At 39.0% G+C, this 19,235-nt stretch carries 15 protein-coding genes; 10 read left to right on the plus strand and 5 right to left on the minus strand.

All coding sequences use genetic code 11. From position 1 onward, the window contains the following. Positions 1–18: 18 nt before the first annotated feature. Positions 19–975, minus strand: a complete 957-nt coding sequence (gshB, locus tag IPMB12_RS09935; RefSeq protein WP_166917270.1) for a glutathione synthase — start codon at positions 973–975, stop codon at positions 19–21. A gap of 9 nt (positions 976–984) precedes the next feature. Beyond that, the gene (gene rsmE, locus IPMB12_RS09940) at positions 985–1,722 is read right to left on the minus strand and encodes a 16S rRNA (uracil(1498)-N(3))-methyltransferase (protein ID WP_166917271.1); all 738 of its coding nucleotides are present in this window, start codon (positions 1,720–1,722) and stop codon (positions 985–987) included. Between the two features lie 155 nt (positions 1,723–1,877). On the opposite strand from rsmE, the gene folB reads away from it, so the two are divergent. The 8 genes from folB (at position 1,878) to IPMB12_RS09980 (ending at position 8,657) form a co-directional block, all read left to right on the plus strand. Beyond that, positions 1,878–2,237: a dihydroneopterin aldolase gene (gene folB / locus IPMB12_RS09945; RefSeq protein WP_166917272.1), complete on the plus strand. Its 360-nt coding sequence runs from the start codon at positions 1,878–1,880 to the stop codon at positions 2,235–2,237. A 246-nt stretch (positions 2,238–2,483) separates the two neighbouring features. Then, the gene (gene rhaS, locus IPMB12_RS09950; RefSeq protein ID WP_166917273.1) at positions 2,484–3,308 is read left to right on the plus strand and encodes an HTH-type transcriptional activator RhaS; all 825 of its coding nucleotides are present in this window, start codon (positions 2,484–2,486) and stop codon (positions 3,306–3,308) included. 56 nt (positions 3,309–3,364) lie between these two features. Next, positions 3,365–4,210, plus strand: coding sequence for a helix-turn-helix domain-containing protein (locus tag IPMB12_RS09955; RefSeq protein ID WP_166917274.1), 846 nt, complete (start codon positions 3,365–3,367; stop codon positions 4,208–4,210). A 217-nt stretch (positions 4,211–4,427) separates the two neighbouring features. Continuing rightward, positions 4,428–4,904, plus strand: coding sequence for a PTS sugar transporter subunit IIA (locus tag IPMB12_RS09960; protein WP_166917275.1), 477 nt, complete (start codon positions 4,428–4,430; stop codon positions 4,902–4,904). Positions 4,905–4,918: 14 nt separating this feature from the next. Then, positions 4,919–5,743 carry a rhamnulose-1-phosphate aldolase gene (gene rhaD, locus IPMB12_RS09965; protein ID WP_166917276.1) on the plus strand — a complete coding sequence of 275 codons (825 nt, stop codon included), beginning with the start codon at positions 4,919–4,921 and terminating at the stop codon, positions 5,741–5,743. 84 nt (positions 5,744–5,827) lie between these two features. Then, positions 5,828–6,127, plus strand: a complete 300-nt coding sequence (locus IPMB12_RS09970; protein ID WP_166917277.1) for a PTS sugar transporter subunit IIB — start codon at positions 5,828–5,830, stop codon at positions 6,125–6,127. A gap of 50 nt (positions 6,128–6,177) precedes the next feature. Then, complete coding sequence (locus IPMB12_RS09975) at positions 6,178–7,602, plus strand: PTS galactitol transporter subunit IIC (RefSeq protein ID WP_166917278.1); 1,425 nt, start codon at positions 6,178–6,180, stop codon at positions 7,600–7,602. Positions 7,603–7,607: 5 nt separating this feature from the next. Then, the gene (locus IPMB12_RS09980; RefSeq protein ID WP_166917279.1) at positions 7,608–8,657 is read left to right on the plus strand and encodes a 2-hydroxyacid dehydrogenase; all 1,050 of its coding nucleotides are present in this window, start codon (positions 7,608–7,610) and stop codon (positions 8,655–8,657) included. A gap of 801 nt (positions 8,658–9,458) precedes the next feature. Here IPMB12_RS09980 and fucO read toward each other — a convergent pair. Then, positions 9,459–10,610 (minus strand): lactaldehyde reductase, encoded by a 1,152-nt coding sequence (gene fucO, locus IPMB12_RS09985; RefSeq protein WP_166917280.1) that lies wholly within the window; start codon positions 10,608–10,610, stop codon positions 9,459–9,461. A gap of 109 nt (positions 10,611–10,719) precedes the next feature. Continuing rightward, complete coding sequence (locus IPMB12_RS09990) at positions 10,720–11,970, minus strand: L-rhamnose isomerase (RefSeq protein WP_166917281.1); 1,251 nt, start codon at positions 11,968–11,970, stop codon at positions 10,720–10,722. A gap of 422 nt (positions 11,971–12,392) precedes the next feature. On the opposite strand from IPMB12_RS09990, the gene IPMB12_RS09995 reads away from it, so the two are divergent. After that, positions 12,393–13,937, plus strand: a complete 1,545-nt coding sequence (locus tag IPMB12_RS09995) for a phospholipase D family protein (RefSeq protein ID WP_208293486.1) — start codon at positions 12,393–12,395, stop codon at positions 13,935–13,937. Between the two features lie 180 nt (positions 13,938–14,117). Then, positions 14,118–15,494: an MATE family efflux transporter gene (locus tag IPMB12_RS10000; RefSeq protein WP_166917283.1), complete on the plus strand. Its 1,377-nt coding sequence runs from the start codon at positions 14,118–14,120 to the stop codon at positions 15,492–15,494. Positions 15,495–15,655: 161 nt separating this feature from the next. On the opposite strand, the gene nifJ is transcribed toward IPMB12_RS10000, so the two are convergent. Beyond that, on the minus strand, positions 15,656–19,198 hold the full coding sequence (gene nifJ, locus IPMB12_RS10005; RefSeq protein WP_166917284.1) for a pyruvate:ferredoxin (flavodoxin) oxidoreductase: 3,543 nt from the start codon (positions 19,196–19,198) through the stop codon (positions 15,656–15,658). Positions 19,199–19,235: the final 37 nt, after the last annotated feature.

Here is a 19,235-nt window from a genome sequence, read left to right on the forward strand (position 1 = left end):
TTATATTATTTTCAATGATTAAGAACGCAGTTTAATGCGTTGTTCAATACTGTCCATTAACATACCCGTAATAGAAATATCCGGTTGTGCTTCTTGTATCTGACAAACACCCGTTGGGCTGGTTACGTTAATTTCAGTCAGTTTACTGCCAATAATGTCCAAACCAACAAAGATGAGCCCTTTTTGTTTTAAAACAGGGCTTAGTGCATTGGCAATTTTCCAGTCGTTTTCACTAAGCGGTCTGACTTCACCACGACCACCAGCCGCTAAATTTCCGCGTGTTTCACCTTGTTTAGGAATTCTGGCTAAACAATAAGGAACAGGTTGTCCGTCAATAATAATAACGCGTTTATCTCCATCACGAATATCCGGAATAAAATTTTGTGCCATACAGTAGCGGGTATTATTTTCGGTTAAAGTTTCGATGATAACGGAGAGATTTGGATCATCTTGTTTCACACGGAAAATTGATGTACCACCCATGCCATCAAGTGGTTTTAAGATAATATCACCATGTTTTTGGTGGAAATCACGAAGACGTTGTGTCTGACGTGTGACTAAAGTATCCGGAGTAAATTCGGCAAACCAGGCTGTATAAAGTTTCTCGTTACAGTCACGTAAACTTTGTGGTTTATTGACAATTAAAGTTCCCAGATCCTCAGCACGCTCAAGAATATAAGTCGCATAAATAAATTCAGTATCAAATGGAGGATCTTTACGCATTAAAATAACGTCTAAATCACCCAGAGAGATATCTTGCTCTTCATGAAAATCAAACCAGTGCTCAGCATTTTTTTGTACTGTAAGGCGTTTTGTCGTGGCGTAAGGCTGACCTAAATGTAAATAGAGATCATTCATTTCCATGTAGTGAATCTCATAACCACGGCACTGAGCTTCCAGCAGCATGGCAAAACTGGTGTCTTTTTTAATATTTACTTCACTGATTGGATCCATAACGATGCCAAGCTTAATCATATAAACTCCTTAACCAAGGTCACCAAATCTGACCTGTAATGCTGTAATTGCTGTTAAAGCAGCAGTTTCCGTACGTAATATTCTTGATCCTAATAAGATATCAGTAAAATCATACTTTGTCGTCATGGTGATTTCATCTTCTGACAACCCACCCTCAGGACCAATTAATAAATAAATGGTATTACTTGTTAGCGTGAGACCATTTACACCGGATTTTGCTCGAGGATGGAGATTAAGTTTTAAGCTATCTGTTAGGTCAGTATTTAAGCTCTGACACCACTCTTCCAGCTGCATAACCGGATTAATTGTGGGAACAACATTCCTACCACATTGTTCACAGGCTGAAATAGCAATTTTTTGCCATTGTTGCTGTTTCTTTTCTAATCTTTCAGCATCAAGCTTCACGCCACAACGTTCAGAAAATAGGGGGGTAATGGTGTTTACTCCAAGTTCAACTGATTTTTGGATGGTGAACTCCATTTTTTCACCACGTGAGATAACCTGACCTAAATGGAGATTAAGTGGGGATTCCCGATTATCTAAAATACGTTGTGTGGTCTGTGCTGTTGCGGATTTCTTATTAACTTCAATAAGTTTGGCCGGGTAAATATAATTACTACCATCAAACAGTATTACTTCATCACCTTGCTTCATGCGCAGTACACGAATGGCATGATTAAATGCATCGTCATCCAGTAAAATCTGGTTATTTTCAGAAAGAGGTTGTGAGTGATAGAGTCGGGTCATAACTAAGTCTTCGCCAGAACAAATAAACAAGAATTATAACGTAAATAAATTAAATAAGCGAAATTAGCGAATGATTATTGAAGTAGGTAATTCCTAACAAATTATAAGCAATATCTAGTACACTATGAATATTTACAGATAAACAGGATTTTTTTATGAGTGATAAAGTTTTCATTGAAGGGCTGACAGTTATTACCACTATTGGTGCCTACGACTGGGAAAAGGATATCAAACAAAAGCTAGTGCTGGATATTGAAATGGATTTTGATAATCAACCTGCTGGTTTAAGTGACGATGTTAATTTATGTCTGGATTATGCCAAAGTGAGTCAGGCTGTTATTTCTCATCTGGAAAATGGCCGTTTCGAACTGATTGAACGAGTAGCTGAAGAGATTGCTGTACTGATTTTAACCCAGTTTTCTGTTACTAAAGTGAAAGTGAAAGTGAACAAACCGGGTGCTGTGGCTGAGGCTAAAAATGTTGCGGTTATGATTGAGCGTACTGCAACACACTGAACAAAAGTATAATACCAGAGAATTCTAGCTATCTGAATTTTCTGGTGTTATTTCCTGCCTTATTATTTTTTATACATACTTCCAATAATTAACAGTGCAAATGTGAACAACTGCACAATATTCACAATTATTCGTTATTTTCTTTAATTTTTTACCAATAATTCTTTTCGGATGACCTGTTGTTAAAGGTCAACAAGATAAATTCTTCTTAGAATAAATTGAAAAGAGCATCAAAGGTGGAGAATTATGGTTCAAAAACTATATAGCGATGATTTTTTTGTTTCTCATGAACAGGCGATTGCCATTGAGCCAAGAGTTCCACAATATGCTTACCCTGAACATTTTCACGATTTTAATGAAATCGTTATCGTGACAGGTGGTAAGGGAATGCATATTTTAAATGGGAAACCCTATGATTTACACGCAGGAATGATTTTTTATATTGAAGCTGCCGATCACCATCTATATGAAAATGTAGACGATCTGGTATTAACCAATATTCTTTATCGTCATCCTGACAGCTTTCACTTCTTAAATAATATTAGTTCACTTTTACCTGATAGAGAAACTGAACCAGATACTCATTGGTGTCTGGATAAACGCAATTTTCAACAGGTACAAAAGGTGATTGATGAAATGGTTAATCAACGTAGTTTGCCAGCAGTACAAAAAGAGAGCCTTTTTTTGCAAATGCTAATTAGTTTGCAACAAGGACGTTATTTTGAACAAGGGCAAGGGAAAACAGAAGACCGTATACATCAGCTTCTACGCTGGCTAAAAATTCATTTTTATGAAGAGATTGACTGGTTACAGCTGGCAGAAAAATTCTCTCTGTCTTTACGTACTTTACATCGCCATATGAAAAATGACACCGGTTATACACCACAACGTTACTTAACCAAATTAAGATTATCAGAGGCTTATTATCAGCTCTGTCATACCGATAAAAGTATTACTCATATAGCGTTGGATTGTGGTTTCAATGATAGCGCCTATTTTGCTACCAGTTTCAAAAATGAGTTTGAACTTACTCCCAGAGATTTACGAACTAAACCTCTGGTTCAAAATTAATTATTTGGATAAAACGGATTAATTTGAAATAAGTATCAAACTATTAAGGAACAGGTATGAGCAAAATACTTCATCTGTCCAGTCAGGACTATTTTATTTCCTCCCTGAATACTATTACTGTTGAGGAACGACGTAATCAGGAGCCATTTGCTTTGCATTCCCATGAATTTGATGAACTGGTGATCGTATCTGCAGGTCATGGTTTGCATGTCTGGAATGATATCTCTTACCCTATAACTTGTGGGGATATTTTCTATATTAATCATGATGATATACATAGTTATGAGTCAGTAAATAATCTGCGTCTGGATAACATTCTGTACAAGCGCGAGCAGTTATCAGTGCTCTCGATTATTGAACACTATTTACCATCTAAAAAAGCACCGGAAGCAGAGCGGTTCTGGAAGATCAATCCTTCCTATTTAGAACAAATTAGTACCTTAATTGATAATCTGGCCAAAGAGGTTGAAAAACCAGAACCACTGTCAATTCATCTGGCTGAGTCACTCTTCTTACAACTGGTGATTGTACTGTGTCGTTTTCGTTATCATCCTGACCAGATCACCACATCGTCAACGCATCAATTAGATATTCTGTTTTCTGTATTACACAACAACATGGCTACTTCATTTAATTTAGAACTGTTTTGTGAACAACAACAGATCTCATCTCGTTCTCTAAGGCGTCTGTTTAAAGCTAAAACAGGTATGACTATTAAAGGTTATTCTCAGCAGCTCAGAATGTGTAAGGCTATGAATTTATTGCGTAACTCAAAAGAATCAATTAGTACGATAGCAGCAGAATGTGGTTATGACGATAGTAACTACTTTTCCTCTGCTTTTCATAAAGAAACTTCACTAACACCGTCGGAATATCGGTCCCGATTTATTGTTAGCAAATAAGGTAATTGAAATTAAAAGGAGAATATGAATTTTGTGATCTGATTCTCAGGAGATTGTGTGACATGGACACGTTCTTATAAAAGTTGGCAGTGATTTCAAAGTATCTATTTATATATGGATTAAATTAGAGATGACTTATTTATCTTAGAGATATGCCATTAAAACATAACTTATAACTAAGCTTATCTATTAGCTATAAAACAGGAGTTATCGATTTATGCAGTCAAAGATTTCTGAACAGTTTTTTACTAAATCATTAATTAATTTAAGTGGTAGTTTTCCGACTCAACAGGCATTTTTTGAGTCAGCACATCAACATCTACATCAGCTTGGTTATGTTAATGAAAGTTATCTGCCTAATATCTTAATCAGAGAACAGGAATATCCAACAGGACTGGTTATGCCGACCATGAATATTGCTATTCCTCATACTGATCCTTCTCACATCATAAAACCTTTTATCGCGGTGACAAAGCTCACCAGACCTATCACGTTTATGGAAATGGGTACGCTGGATAGCCCGGTTGATGTTGATTGGATCTTTGCCTTAGGTGTCACTGATGGTGAGCATCAGGTGTGCCTGCTTCAGGCTTTGATGCAATTTTTCTGTAATGAAGAGAATGTGAATACCTTGAAGAAACTGAATTCAGTTGATGAAATTTATCATTTTTTAAAAGAACGTATTAGCCAATAACTAAGGGGACCAAGATGGTGATCTACAATATTAATGAAGCTCCATTTATTAAAGAGATGTCAGATATTACAACAAGACTCTGGGATAAAGGGTGGGCGGAAAGAAATGGCGGTAATATCAGCTATATTTTAAAGGAAGAAGAAGTCAGACCTTATTTAGATACATCCAGAGTACTATCAGAAGTTGAGATGGATTTTGCTGTCCCTTATCTGAAAAACCAAATCTTTTTAGTTTCCGGTTCCGGTAAATACTTTAGAAATGTGAAACAAAACCCGGCTGATAATTTAGTTATTTTACGTATTTCTGAAGATGGTAAAAAATATCAAATTCTTTGGGGACTGGTTAATGGTGGTCGCCCGACCAGCGAGCTGGCATCACACTTAAAATGTCACGAAACGCGCTTAAAACAAGATCCTAATCACCGCGTTATTTTACATACTCATGCAACCTCGACTATTGCCATGACTTTTGTTCATGATCTGAGTGAACAAAAGTTTTCTCGGACGCTCTGGCAACAAATTACTGAATGTTTAATTGTCTTCCCAGATGGAGTGGGGATTGTGCCATGGATGCCAGCTGGAACTATCGATCTGGGACTGGCTTCAGCTAAGAAGATGGAATATTGCCGTATTGTCATCTGGGCACATCACGGAATTATGGGAGCAGGGGATTCACTTGATGATGCCTTTGGTTTGGTTGAAACCGTTGATAAAGCTGCTGATATTTATCTTCGTTCAGCTTCTGTCACAACAGGCATTAAACAATCGATTACTGATAAAGAATTACTTGAATTATCAAAAGTTTTTAATGTTGTTCCAAGAAAAAATGTACTTATCTAATAGTAGATAATGTACAGATAAACCTTACTGAAGGTGATCTGTATAGATTGCTTTCAGTTAGTGTCATTTAATAAGGAGTTTTTAATGAAAAATATCAACATTATTTCAGTATGTGGTTCAGGAACTGTGACCAGCTCAATGATAGCAGGAAAAGTGAAGGATATGCTTGAGGAGCATGGCTATAAAGCAAAAACCGTTGAAGTAAATCCTGGCGGTGTTGATCAGCAACTGAGTTCTGGCAAGTGGGATTTAATTGTACATACCAGCCCACTAAAAGGTAAGTATGACCTGCCTTGTATCAATGCTGTTGGTCTACTGACTGGCATGGACGAAGAAGGATTTATTGAAGCCTTATTTAAGGCGGTTGATGGTCTTAAACTTTAATTAATAACTTATTAATTATTATTCCTATAACAATAACAGAGAGATAGATTATGCTTGATTTTCTTTCTAATATTATGAATTCCTTTGGCGCAGCGATTGTTGTTCCTGTGGTTATTTATGTCATTGCATTGATTATGAAAGTAAAACCGAAAAAAGCATTTCAGGCCGGTCTGAATGCGGGTATTGGTTTAACAGGTTTCTCAATGCTTATCGGTGCTTATACACCTGTTGTTACTCCCGTTATTAATCGCATGGTAGAGGTTTCAGGTATTTCTCTGCGTGTACTTGATACAGGCTGGCAGGCAACAAGTGTGGTAGCTTATTCAACTCAGGTTGGGATGATATTCTTGGGGCTGGGGCTATTATTTCAGGTTGTACTTTTCCTGACTCGTTATACTAATATCTTTATGCCATCAGATATGTGGAATAACTATTCCTTTATGCTTTGGGGCTCAATGCTCTATATTGCAACAGGGAATATCTATCTGGCTATTGGTTTAATGCTTCTGTCTAACCTTTATTCTCTGGCTTGTGCTGAAATTGTGGCTAAACGGTGGTCTAATTACTATGGATACCCCGGATGTACCATGACCGCTCCACATCATATTTGCTCAGTCCCTCTGGCTATAGTGGTGGACTGGATTCTTAATAAACTCGGTGCAAACAAAGTTCAATGGAACCCGCAAACATTACAAGATAAATTGGGTTTTATGGGTGAACCAATGAGTTTAGGTCTGGTACTCGGTTGTTTAATTGGCTTGGCTGGTAATATTACTCGTCTTGGAACGCTTGAGGCTTGGGGGGAAATTTGTAAAGTTGGTGTCGCAACGGCGGCTGTAATGTGTATCTTCCCTAAAATTGCAGGTGTATTTGCTTCAGCGTTTACAACTATTACGGATGCTTCCAGAAAAACTGCAAAAAGTGGTGGCAAGAATCGTGTTTGGTATTTAGCGATTAATGACGCTGCTGGCTATGGTGAATCTGCAACTTTATTAACAGGTATGTTATTGATTCCAATTGTGTTTGTGTTAGCGATTATTCTGCCAGGTAATGAAACGTTACCAATGGTCGATTTAATTGCGATTCCTTACATGATCCAGCTTATTATTGCTATTTCAAACGGTAATATTTTCAAATCTCTGATCTCCGGTGCGATTTGGTGTGTGGGTGGACTTTATATCATCACCGCTGTAGCACCGGTATTTACCGAGGTGGCGCGTGATGTCGGTGTAGCTTTACCTGTCGGTGTTATGTTGATTTGTAGTTTTGCAGTAATGACAAATCACATTATGGGTGGTTTATTCCTTATCTTCTTAACTCAAAACCCTCTGTGGATTGCATTAAGTGTGGTGGTTTATGTCATTTTCTATGTATTTGTGAGAGTGAAAAAAGAAGCGATTCACGAATATCTGGAAAGACAAGCGCTGGGTGCGGAGTATCAACCCGCTGAGTCAGAAGTGGCAACAAAAGGATAAACAGAATGAAAATAGTCGTAGTTGGTGATGCACTGGTCAGTAGCGCAACGTTGATTGATGCAGCAAAACAGATAAACTTCCCCGATAAGGGGGAAGTTCAAATCAAAACTTTTGAATGGTTTTCTGATCTTAAAAAAGAGCAGTTTCAGGAAAAAATTTTACTTATTGAGAAAAACGGTCCGGAAGCAGTTGATATTCCGGCTGGTATTCTGGAAGAAATTGTTGATGCTGACTATTTATTAGTTCACATCGCACCCGTTTCTAAAAAGATGATTGAGGCAGCTCAACAGCTAAAATTGATTGGTACCTGTCGTGGTGGTCTGGAGCATTTAGCTTTAGAGTCTATTAAAGCTAAGAATATTCCATTGATTCACGTTATTCGTAATGCAGAACCAGTGGCGGATTTTACAATTGGCCTCATGTATGCAGAAACACGTAACATTGCCAGAGCACATAATGCTATTAAAAATGGCGAGTGGCGTAAAGGGTTCTCTAACGATCCTTATAAAACCGTCCTGGCTAATCATACTGTTGGTTTACTTGGTCTGGGTTATATCGGCAAATTAGTGGTTAAGCGTCTGAATGGATTAGGTGTTAAGGTTATTGCTTATGATCCTTTTGTTGATATGGCTAAGATTAAAGCAGAAGGGCTGGATGTCACACTGCATGATTTAAATACGGTGGTATCACAGGCTGATATTTTATCGTTACATATGCGCTTAAGCCCTGAAACGGAAAATATGATCAATAAAGATATTATCAATCAGATGAAACCGGGTAGCTACATTATTAATACAGCCAGAGCAGGAGTGTTGCATAAAGGTGACTTAATTGAAGCTCTGCAAAATAAACGTATTGCAGGTGCTGCACTGGATGTTAGCTGGGTAGAACCCATTGAGCCAGGTGACCCGCTGCTGAGTCTGGATAATATTACGTTAACAACACATATTGCTGGAGACACAATCGACGCAATCCCACGAGCACCTTACTTACTGAAAACGGTATTAAATGATTATTTCAGAACTGGTGTGAGTGATATGTTAATTAAGTTATAACTTAATATTATATAGAAAACTGGTCGCCTATTCTCAAAGTATAAACAGGGGCTTTGGGGATAGGCGATTTTTTATGGGGGCATTTTGGTTGCGCGACGTAGTCGCGCTTGTAGATCTTAGAGCTGTAAAAGAATTAGCCTGTGTGTGAGCTTAGTGGTACTATTCCGATGCGCTGAACATGCAAGCATGTGTAACGCTTACTCCATAGCACCACTAAGCTCAGTCTATATCTAAGAATATTTACTGATAAAAGATTAAGAAGTTAAGAGATTATCTTTTAGATTTTGAATAGAAACAGAAGAATTAAAATGAAATCAAATAGTTATATTTGATTTCATTTTATTATGATTTTTATGTTGTGTATATTCAGATTGTTGTAGGGTTGTGCAGCACAGCCACGCTTTATAGATTTTAGAGCAGTGATATATTAGATTGTGTGGGTTGTACGGTGTGGTCGTGCTGTCAGGTCTTTAGGACCGCGGATTTGAACTTGATGGAGAGCGTATTCCATAGGTCGAAGCCGGCCTGACGAGCGGGTGCCTATGGTGTACGGTAGGCCATCAAACTCACGGAATCAGCAACTACTCTAAAAGAAACATCTCCAGACAAACATCAGACGAATACAGACACAAAACACAAGTGATTGCGCCCGGGCGGCGCAGTCTGCCCTAAACCCATGCTAATAACAAATAACTAAACAAAGAAATACGTAAAGTGGGCGTGTCCCCGCTCTACACCATGCTTTAAAAAAATAGCCCATAATTCTGGGCTATTTTTTATTAAATATATCTAAAAAGTCAATTAATAGATATCACGATATAGTTGTTCTATCTCTTTGATATTGGTATCGCGTGGATTACCTCCTGTACAAACATCAGCAAAAGCTGCTTTAGCTAAATCAGGAATATCTTCTTGTTTAACACCCACATCACGCAGTCTTGGTGGGATATTAACATCTTTATTTAACTGGATGACAGCATTTACGGCAGCTTCGCGGGCCTGCTCAATAGTCATCGTATCCGTTCCTTTGACACCCATGGCTTTTGCAATATCACGATATTTTTCACCAGTATAAGCAGCATTGTATGCCATGATATGTGGTAATAAAACGGCATTAGCCACGCCATGTGGAGTACTATAAAATGCCCCAAGTGGGTGAGCCATGCCATGCACGAGTCCTAAACCAACGTTTGAGAATCCCATACCTGCAACATATTGTCCAAGTGCCATATCTTCGCCACCTTTTGGATCACCTTTGACCGAAGCACGTAGTGAACGAGCGATTATCTCAATAGCTTTAATATGTACTGTATCACTTAGCTCCCACGCGCCTTTAGTGATATAACCTTCGATGGCATGCGTTAAAGCATCAACACCTGTCGCTGCTTTTAAACTTGCCGGCATACTGGCCATCATCTCAGAGTCGATAATTGCCACCACTGGAATATCATGTGGATCAACACAAACAAATTTACGACGATTTTCTTCATCAGTAATAACGTAGTTGATGGTAACTTCAGCGGCAGTTCCAGCTGTTGTTGGAATAGCGATAGTTGGAACTGCTGGTTTTTTAGTTGGAGCTACGCCTTCAAGACTACGCACGTCAGCAAACTCAGGGTTATTGATAATAATACCAATCGCTTTAGCTGTATCTTGCGGAGAACCGCCACCAATAGCGATAAGGTAATCAGCACCTGACTTTTTAAATACTTCGACACCTTTTTGGACTATAGCAATAGTTGGATTAGGTATGACTTCATCATAAATCTGGTAAGCAAGGCCAGCTTTATCAAGCAAGTCAGTGACTTTAGTGGCAACTTTGAATTTGAGTAAATCTTTATCAGTAACAAGTAATGCTTTTTTAAAACCACGTTTTTGAACTTCTTCAACAATATGCTTAATCGAACCGGCACCAAAATAAGATGTTTCATTTAAGATCATGCGATAGGTCATACTCACTCCTTAATAAAATAAAAGACAAAACAATTAATCGAAAATTTTACTTAGTTAAATTTGTATCAAACCTTTGTTATTACTAATTATTTGGTCACTATAAAAGTGACTAGCGCAGAGCTAAAACTTGTTTCTCGTATTGTCTGACCTCATCCAGCCAGTGTATATCTGTCGGGACATTATGCCTTTCACAGTACATATTCCAGACTGCTTGCCATGGGAGAGATTTTTGCTCTTCAAGCCAGGCTAAGCGCCCGGTAAAATCACCATCTTGTTCGAGTTGACGTAATTGTGTTATCGGTTCCAGTAGCGCACGTAAAAGAGCACGTTTCATATTTCTGGTACCAATGACCCAGGCGGCGATACGATTAATAGAGGCATCAAAAAAATCCAGCCCGATATGTACCCGGTCAAACAGCTGGTGACGCACAATTTCACTGGCAATAGCCTGAGTTTCATCATCCAGCAATACAACGTGATCACTATCCCAGCGGACTGGCCGGCTAACATGCAAAAGTAATTTATCAACAAAAGGTAAAACGGCAGAAATTTTATCTGAGATCACTTCAGTTGGATGGAAATGTCCAGCATCTAAACATAAAGCTGTGTTACGAGATACTGCATAACCTAAATAGAATTCATTGGAACCAACAGTATAAGCCTCAGCACCAATACCAAATAATTTACTTTCAACAGCATCAATGTGATAACGAGGATCTAATGTTTCACTCAGCATGTTATCGAGTGACTGAATCAATCTTTGTCGGGGAGCCAGACGATCTACTGGCAGATCTTTCATACCGTCAGGGATCCAGATATTCATCATTGATGGTGTACCCAGTTCCTGACCAAAGTAGGCAGAAATGTTACGACAGGCTTTACCATGATCAATCCAAAACTGGCGAATAGTATCGTTAGAGTGAGAGAGCGTTGCCTGTTCACTTAAAGGGTGAGAGAAAAATGACGGATTAAAATCTAAACCGAGTTGATGTTTTTTAGCCCACTGTACCCAGTTTTTAAAGTGCTCAGGTTTAATTTGGTTACGTTCAACAGGTAGATTTGATTCCAGATAAAGTGCGTGCAAGTTAACTCTTTTGGGGCCCGGAATAAGTGATAACGCTTGGTCTAAATCGGCTCTTAGTTCTGTAGCATTACGAGCTTTACCTGGATAGTTACCTGTGGCTTGTATTCCGCCAGTGAGTCTGGTATCTGGTTTTTCAAAACCGGCCACATCATCGCCTTGCCAGCAATGAATTGAGACAGGAATCTTTTCCATCATGGAGATAGCCAGTTCAGTATCAACACCAAACTGAGCAAATTGTTCTTGAGCTAAATGGTACGTTTTAAGTGTGATGGTCATTAATGAGGACTCTCCGAGTTTACTCTCAAACTTAATAACTAAAACTATTCAACAACTTTTCAACTTCATTCTATGCGTCATATCATGACGATTTATCACATCTTTTACGATTGATAGAATAGTATAATGATAAATCAGACACTATACTTTCAATTGGTTGCCAGTTTGAGGATAAAATTGACCATCAATTAAATATTTCGGAAAAGATATTTTATGCTCTATGATGAACATTATTCATAATTTTTATAAAAATGAAACAACTCATGTTAAAAAATAATAGATAAAATTGTTTTATGCCAGACAACGCACAAAGTGTGTAGGGACTTTCTTAAGAATTGGATTATGCTTTATGCCATTAACTTTAGAAAGTATGACTTATTGCTTAACGCTTTAAGAGGTTTTCAATGAGAAGGAAACTGCGTATGTTATTTATCTTTATCATACTGTTTATTATTGCTTCAATAATTTCAGTATATAGTTACGGAACCTTTGCTAAAAAAGCTAAAGGTGAAGATAGCTACGCATTACCAGTGATCGAAAACCAAACCCCTATCGATTTTGCTGTTGCCAAAGGATTAGCTGAACATCCGAATGAATCTGGATTAATACTGGTCACTGATAATTTAGACGCTTTTGCTATTCGCGCTATTACAGCCAGAGAGGCCGGACGAAGTCTTGATCTGCAATACTATATCTGGAAAGATGATTTAACTGGTAAGTTACTAGACTTAGAGCTACTTAAAGCTGCTGATCGAGGGGTTAAAATTCGGCTACTCCTTGATGATATGAACGCACATGGCCGTAATAGTATACTGGCTGCTTTAAATGTTCATCCTAATATTCAAATCCGTATGTTTAATCCAACACGTGCCCGGGATAATGGTCTTGTACGTGGTGTTGAACTTATTTTACGAGCCTTGAGTGTCAACCGGCGTATGCATAATAAAGCCTGGATTGCTGATGGCCGTATCGCAATTGTTGGTGGACGTAATGTGGGTGATGAATATTTTGCTGCCTCAAAAGAGAAGAACTTCTTTGATGCAGATTTAGTGATGTCAGGTCAGATTGTTGCAGAGACGTCGCATATTTTTGATCAATTCTGGAACAGTGATTCAGCCATTCCGCTGGAAGCCCTGATCAAGACAGATATTGATGCGCTGGATAATTTCAGAATCTCGATTATAGATGCCAGAAACAGTAAAAGCGCAGAGCCTTACATTGGTCAGATAGAGCAGACCGAAAGTATGAAGGCTGTTTTACAAGGTCAGGGTGAGATGAAGCTTCACTGGACAAAAGACGTTCATGTTTATTCTGATCCTCCTGAAAAAGTCACAGATGAAAATAAAGAGAACTGGCTTATTTACAAACTTCTTCCTGCGATGGTCAGTGCTGACTCAACTTTAAAAGTGATTTCACCATATTTTGTGCCAAGAGAAACGGGATTAGAAAAATTTGCTGAACTGAGTGAAAAGGGTATTCATATTGATATCTTGACCAACTCATTGGCCGCTAATGACGTATTACTTGTTCATGGTGGCTATGCGCCATATCGCGTTCCGTTATTAGAGCATGGTATCAATCTGTATGAATTGAAAACCTTTGGCAAAGTTGATCAGAGTTTTTTTGGTTCCAGTGGTGCAAGTTTACATACTAAAGCCTTTTTAGTTGATGACAGAATTGGTTTTGTGGGTTCATTAAATTTTGATCCTCGTTCAGTTATGCTAAATACTGAAATGGGGGTATTGTTCTCTGAGCCAACTATATTGGCTGCCTTAGCTAAAGAATTTGAGCAAAGAAGCTCTGCGGATTATAGTTATAAACTCATTTTAGAAGATGGTGATTTACGCTGGCTGGATGAATCAGATAAGCAAAACCCACAGATTTGGGATGAGGAACCGCAATCTTCATGGTGGCAGCGTATAACAGCTAAAATTGCTGGTTGGTTGCCAATTGAATCTCAACTATAAAATGGCAAAAATCAGCTCTAAAAGAGAAGACAATACTCTACTGAGTCACTATTCTTGCCAGTGTTAAAAAATAATCCTTACAATTAATAGGTATAGTTAAAATGATATTTCTATATAATGAATTGTAACTTTGGCAAGAGCTTGCCTAACCAAATCTTCACGTCAGTAGAATCAAATTTAATGGAACAAACAAAAACAATTTATTATGAGTTAGCTAATAAAAAAATTAGCCGGCTTTTTTGGCAATATGCGTTGCCAGCTATTATCGGGACAGTGGTTAATACACTTTATAACATTATCGATGGTGTCTTTATCGGGCACTGGGTAGGTAATGAGGCCTTAAGTGGTTTGGGTGTAATTCTTCCTGTTATGAACCTTGCAGCCGCAATTGGTATGCTTGTTGGCGTTGGTTCAGCTAGTCGAATTTCTATCGCTCTTGGGGCTAAAGATTATCAATTAGCAGAAAAGATAGTTGGTGCATCGTTTATTTTGACACTGGTACTGAGTGGTGCAGCACTACTTATAATGTTGTTCTTCTTAAAGCCATTACTGATGTTTGTTGGTGCCAGCGAAGTCACTTATCCATATGCCAGAGACTTCCTGCAAATCTTTTTACCAGGTAGTTTGTTCCTGACCCTCTGCTTTAACTTTAATAATATGATGCGTGCTTGTGGTTATCCGTTTAAAGCTATGATCACAATGTTTGTCAGTGTTATTGCTAACATCATTCTGGCGCCTATTTTTATTATTGTTTTTGGTTGGGGAATGAAAGGAGCGGCGATTGCAACTACCATTTCTATGGCGATTAGTTTTTGCTTTGTAATGCAGCATTTCTTAACCAGTAAAAGTACAATTCGTCTGAGACTGAAGAATATCCGTTTAAACTGGATGATGGTGAAATCAATCGTACCTATCGGGTTATCACCGTTTTTTATTCAAATCGCGGCTTCAATTATTGTGGTTGTGATGAATGCACAGAGCCGTCGTTATGCACCTAGTTATGGTGTCACTGGGGATGATGCAATTGCTGCTTACGCTAACTCTAACCGTCTGATTATGTTGATTGTAATGATTGTTGTTGGATTAACGCAAGGGATGCAGCCAATTATCGGGTATAACTTTGGTGCCAGAAACTTTGCCCGCGTAAAAGAAACACTATTTTATACCATTAAAGTGGCTACACTTTTTACTTTTAGTGGTTTTTTATTGAGCTTTTTAGCTTCGGAAACACTGGTGAGTATTTTTAGTAGTGATCAAGGTATGATTTACTTGTCTGGTATTGCTTTAAGGGATATTACTCTGGCATTTAGTGTGATTGGCTTCCAGATTGTGGTAACCAGTTTCTTCCAGTGTATTGGGATGCCAAAACAGGCTATTTTACTCAGTCTGTCCAGACAAATTTTATTCTCTATTCCGTTGCTGTTTATTGTGCCGATGTTCTTAGGTTTACAGGGAGTTTGGCTGGCAAACCCAATCGCTGATGTGATGGCGGCAGGTGTGACTGCATTCTTGCTATTTCATCAGTTACGACGGTTTAATAAGCAGGGGATAATGTAAGAGTTTTGTCTTATATTTAAATTTAAGAAGGTCACGTTGTAATAAGCGGGGGTGTGCTACCCGCTAAATATCCTGCTTATAATAGCACAGAAATAAAAACTGCAATAAAATCAAATAGTTATAATTTTAACTCCTTGATTCTATTACAGTTATCTAAAAACCTAAGCTTCCGGCGGTGTTTCTACTTCTACGTGCGTAGATAACAATTCCAGCAGCTTGTATTTCGCATTAACCACTTTCTCTGACTCTTTATGCAGAGCACTAGTCAGTGTTGGATTTAGTGTTTCTAAGCGACGGAAACGTTGCTCCTTCATTAAGATTTCGCTCAGCATCTCACTTGATGGAGGACGAGAATCCAGTGTCAGTGCCGCTTTTCCTTCCAGATTACGTGTTGGATCAAAACGATATAATGGCCAGAATCCACTCTTCACTAAGCCCTTCATCTGTTCATGTGAGAACGCTAAATCATAACCATGCTCTTCACACGGACTGTAAGCAATAATCAGTGACGGACCATCATAGGCTTCAGCTTCCTGAATGGCTTTAATCGTTTGGTTAAGCTGTGCACCAAGTGCAATTTGTGCCACATATACATGGCCGTACATCATGATGCTGACACCAAGATCTTTACGGGCTTTATGTTTGCCAAGTTCGGCAAATTTAGCCACAGAACCCATTGGTGTTGCTTTTGATTGCTGACCACCCGTATTTGAATAACACTGAGTATCAAGTACTAAAATATTGACGTTTTCGGTCAGGCTCATAACATGATCAAGACCACCAAACCCAATATCATACGCCCAGCCATCACCACCAATTGCCCAGACTGATTTATCCACCAGATAGTCTGCGTCATCAGCCAATTCTTTAGCTTTAGAAGCCGGCAGTTTAGCTAGTAATCGACGTAGTTGAGCAACTAAAGTACGTTTCTCTTCCACACTGGTTTCTTTTGCTTTTAAGCCAAGGACCAGTTCTGGTGGTAACTCTGCAGCTAACGCGTCAAGCAGACGTAACACACGCGCCTGATGCTGGTCATATGTCAGGCGGAAACCTAAGGCAAATTCAGCGTTATCTTCAAACAGAGAGTTTGCCCACGCCGGGCCACGTCCTTCTCTGTTGGTCGTATATGGTGTTGATGGTAAGTTACCACCATAAATAGATGAACAACCTGTGGCATTAGCAATGGCTAAGCGATCACCAAATAGTTGTGTTAATAGCTTGATATATGGTGTTTCACCACAGCCAGAACACGCACCAGAGAATTCAAATAGTGGAGTCAGAAGCTGTGAAGTACGAATATCAATACGTTCAATAGTATTTTTCTCTCTGTCCGGGAGAGCCTGATAGAATTCAAAATTAACTTTTTCTACTTCTAAATGCTCAAGACGAGAGTGCATATTAATCGCCTTGATCTCCATTTGATTACGGTCACGAGCAGGGCAGACTTCAACACAAAGATTACAACCAGTACAATCTTCAGGAGCAACTTGTAATACATAACGCTGACCTTTCATATCACGCGCTTTGACTTCAAGTGAAGCTAGTGTCTCTGGTGCGCCTTCCATATCTTCAGGCGATACCACTTTGGCTCGAATGGCCGCATGTGGGCAAGCCACGACACAGTGGTTACATTGAGTACAAAGATCAGGACGCCAGATTGGAATCTCTTCAGCAATATTACGTTTTTCCCACTTAGTTGTACCAGTTGGCCATGTACCATCAGGTGGGAAGGCGGAAACAGGTAAGGTATCACCCAGACCAGCGAGCATTGCTGCCGTAACAGTCTTTACAAAATCAGGTGCGTTATCAGGTACAACTGGTGGGCGCTCGTGACTGTTTTGGTCAAGACAACGTAAAGGAACTTGCTCCAGTGACTCAATGGCCATATTGAGTGCTTTCCAGTTACGTTCAACCAGTTCTGCACCTTTACTGCTATAACTTTTTGAAATAACGTCACGTAATTGTTGTAATGAAAAATCGCTTTTAAAGATTTCTGATAAATAGAAGAAGGCTGATTGCATCACGGTATTAATACGTGTTCCAAGTTCGCATTCACGGGCGATTTTAGCTGCATTAATAATATAAAAACGTGCATCTTTCTTAATTAGTTCAGCCTGTACTTCACGCGGCAAACGGTGCCATACTTCATCTTTACTATATGGCGTATTTAGCAGGAAAGTACCACCCGGACGCAGATTTTCAACAATCTGGTATTTATCAATGAATTGATCCTGATGACAACCGATAAAGTGCGCCTGATTAATCAGATAAGCTGATTGAATTGGGTGCAGACTTACGCGTAAATGGGAAACCGTTAAGCCACCGGCTTTTTTAGAGTCGTATACAAAGTAACCCTGTACATAGAATGGTGAACTGTCACCAATAATTTTGATATTATTTTTAGTTGCTGAAACTGTACCGTCACTACCTAAACCATAGAAGAGGGCTTCCAGTTCAGATTTTTGTGGGATAGACTCTTCTGGTAGTGGTAAAGATAGACCAGTAATGTCGTCATAAATACCCACAGTAAAGCGAGGACGAGGTTTCTCAAGGCTTAATTCATTATAAATAGCCAGTACACAACGCGGATCAAACTCTTTAGAAGATAAACCATAACGTCCACCAATAATAAGCGGCATCGTTACACTGTCACCTCGTGAAAAACTCTCTGCAAACGCGGTCATTACATCTAAATACAGAGGTTCAGCAGAAGCACCTGGTTCTTTGGTTCGGTCAAGAACAGCGATTTTCTTAACTGACTTTGGAATGACAGATAACAGGTGGCTGGCAGAGAATGGGCGGAATAGATGCACCACAACAATCCCCACTTTTTTTTGCTTCTCAAGCAGAACGTCAACTACTTCTTTACATGTACCTGCGCCAGAGCCCATCAGAATAATGATATTTTCTGCGTCAGGTGCACCATAATATTCAAATGGTTGATAGTAGCGGCCGGTTTCTTGTCCAAAAGCCAGCATTGCATCAACCACATGTTGATAGCCATTATCATAATAGGTATTAATCGCTTCACGGCACTGGAAGTAGGTATCAGGATTGGCTGAAGTACCACGAATAACCGGATGATCTGGTGTTAAAGCACGATCACGTTGTGCTTTAATCGCTTCCATCGGAAGTAATTTTTTAATTGTTGAATCAGTAACAGGCTCAATTTTATTGATTTCATGTGAAGTTCTAAAGCCATCAAAGAAATGAATAAACGGTAAACGGCTATTCAGTGAGGCAACTTGTGAAATCAGAGCAAAATCTTGTGCCTGCTGAACTGAACTGGCAGAAAGCATAGCACAACCAGTCTGGCGTACTGCCATCACGTCCGAGTGATCACCAAAGATAGATAATGCATGTGTTGCAACTGTTCTGGCTGCTACGTGCAGAACAAACGGTTGTAATTGCCCACCCAATTTATACAGAGTTGGGATCATTAATAGCAAGCCTTGAGATGAGGTAAAACTCGTCGCTAAGGCACCCGTTTGTAAGGCGCCATGAACGGTGGCAATCGCACCAGCCTCTGACTGCATTTCTATAATACGTGGAACATCACCAAAAACGTTCGTTTTTTTGTATTCCGACCAGTTACTTGCTTGTTCAGCCATAGCAGAACTTGGTGTAATTGGATAGATTGCGATGACTTCATTGGCACGATAGGCAACGGAAGAAACGGCACTATTAGCATCAGATGTGATCATGAGGAAACCTTTATAGCATGACATTAATAATATATTT

Source organism: Zophobihabitans entericus (assembly GCF_011745665.1).
Taxonomy (GTDB): domain Bacteria; phylum Pseudomonadota; class Gammaproteobacteria; order Enterobacterales; family Orbaceae; genus Zophobihabitans; species Zophobihabitans entericus.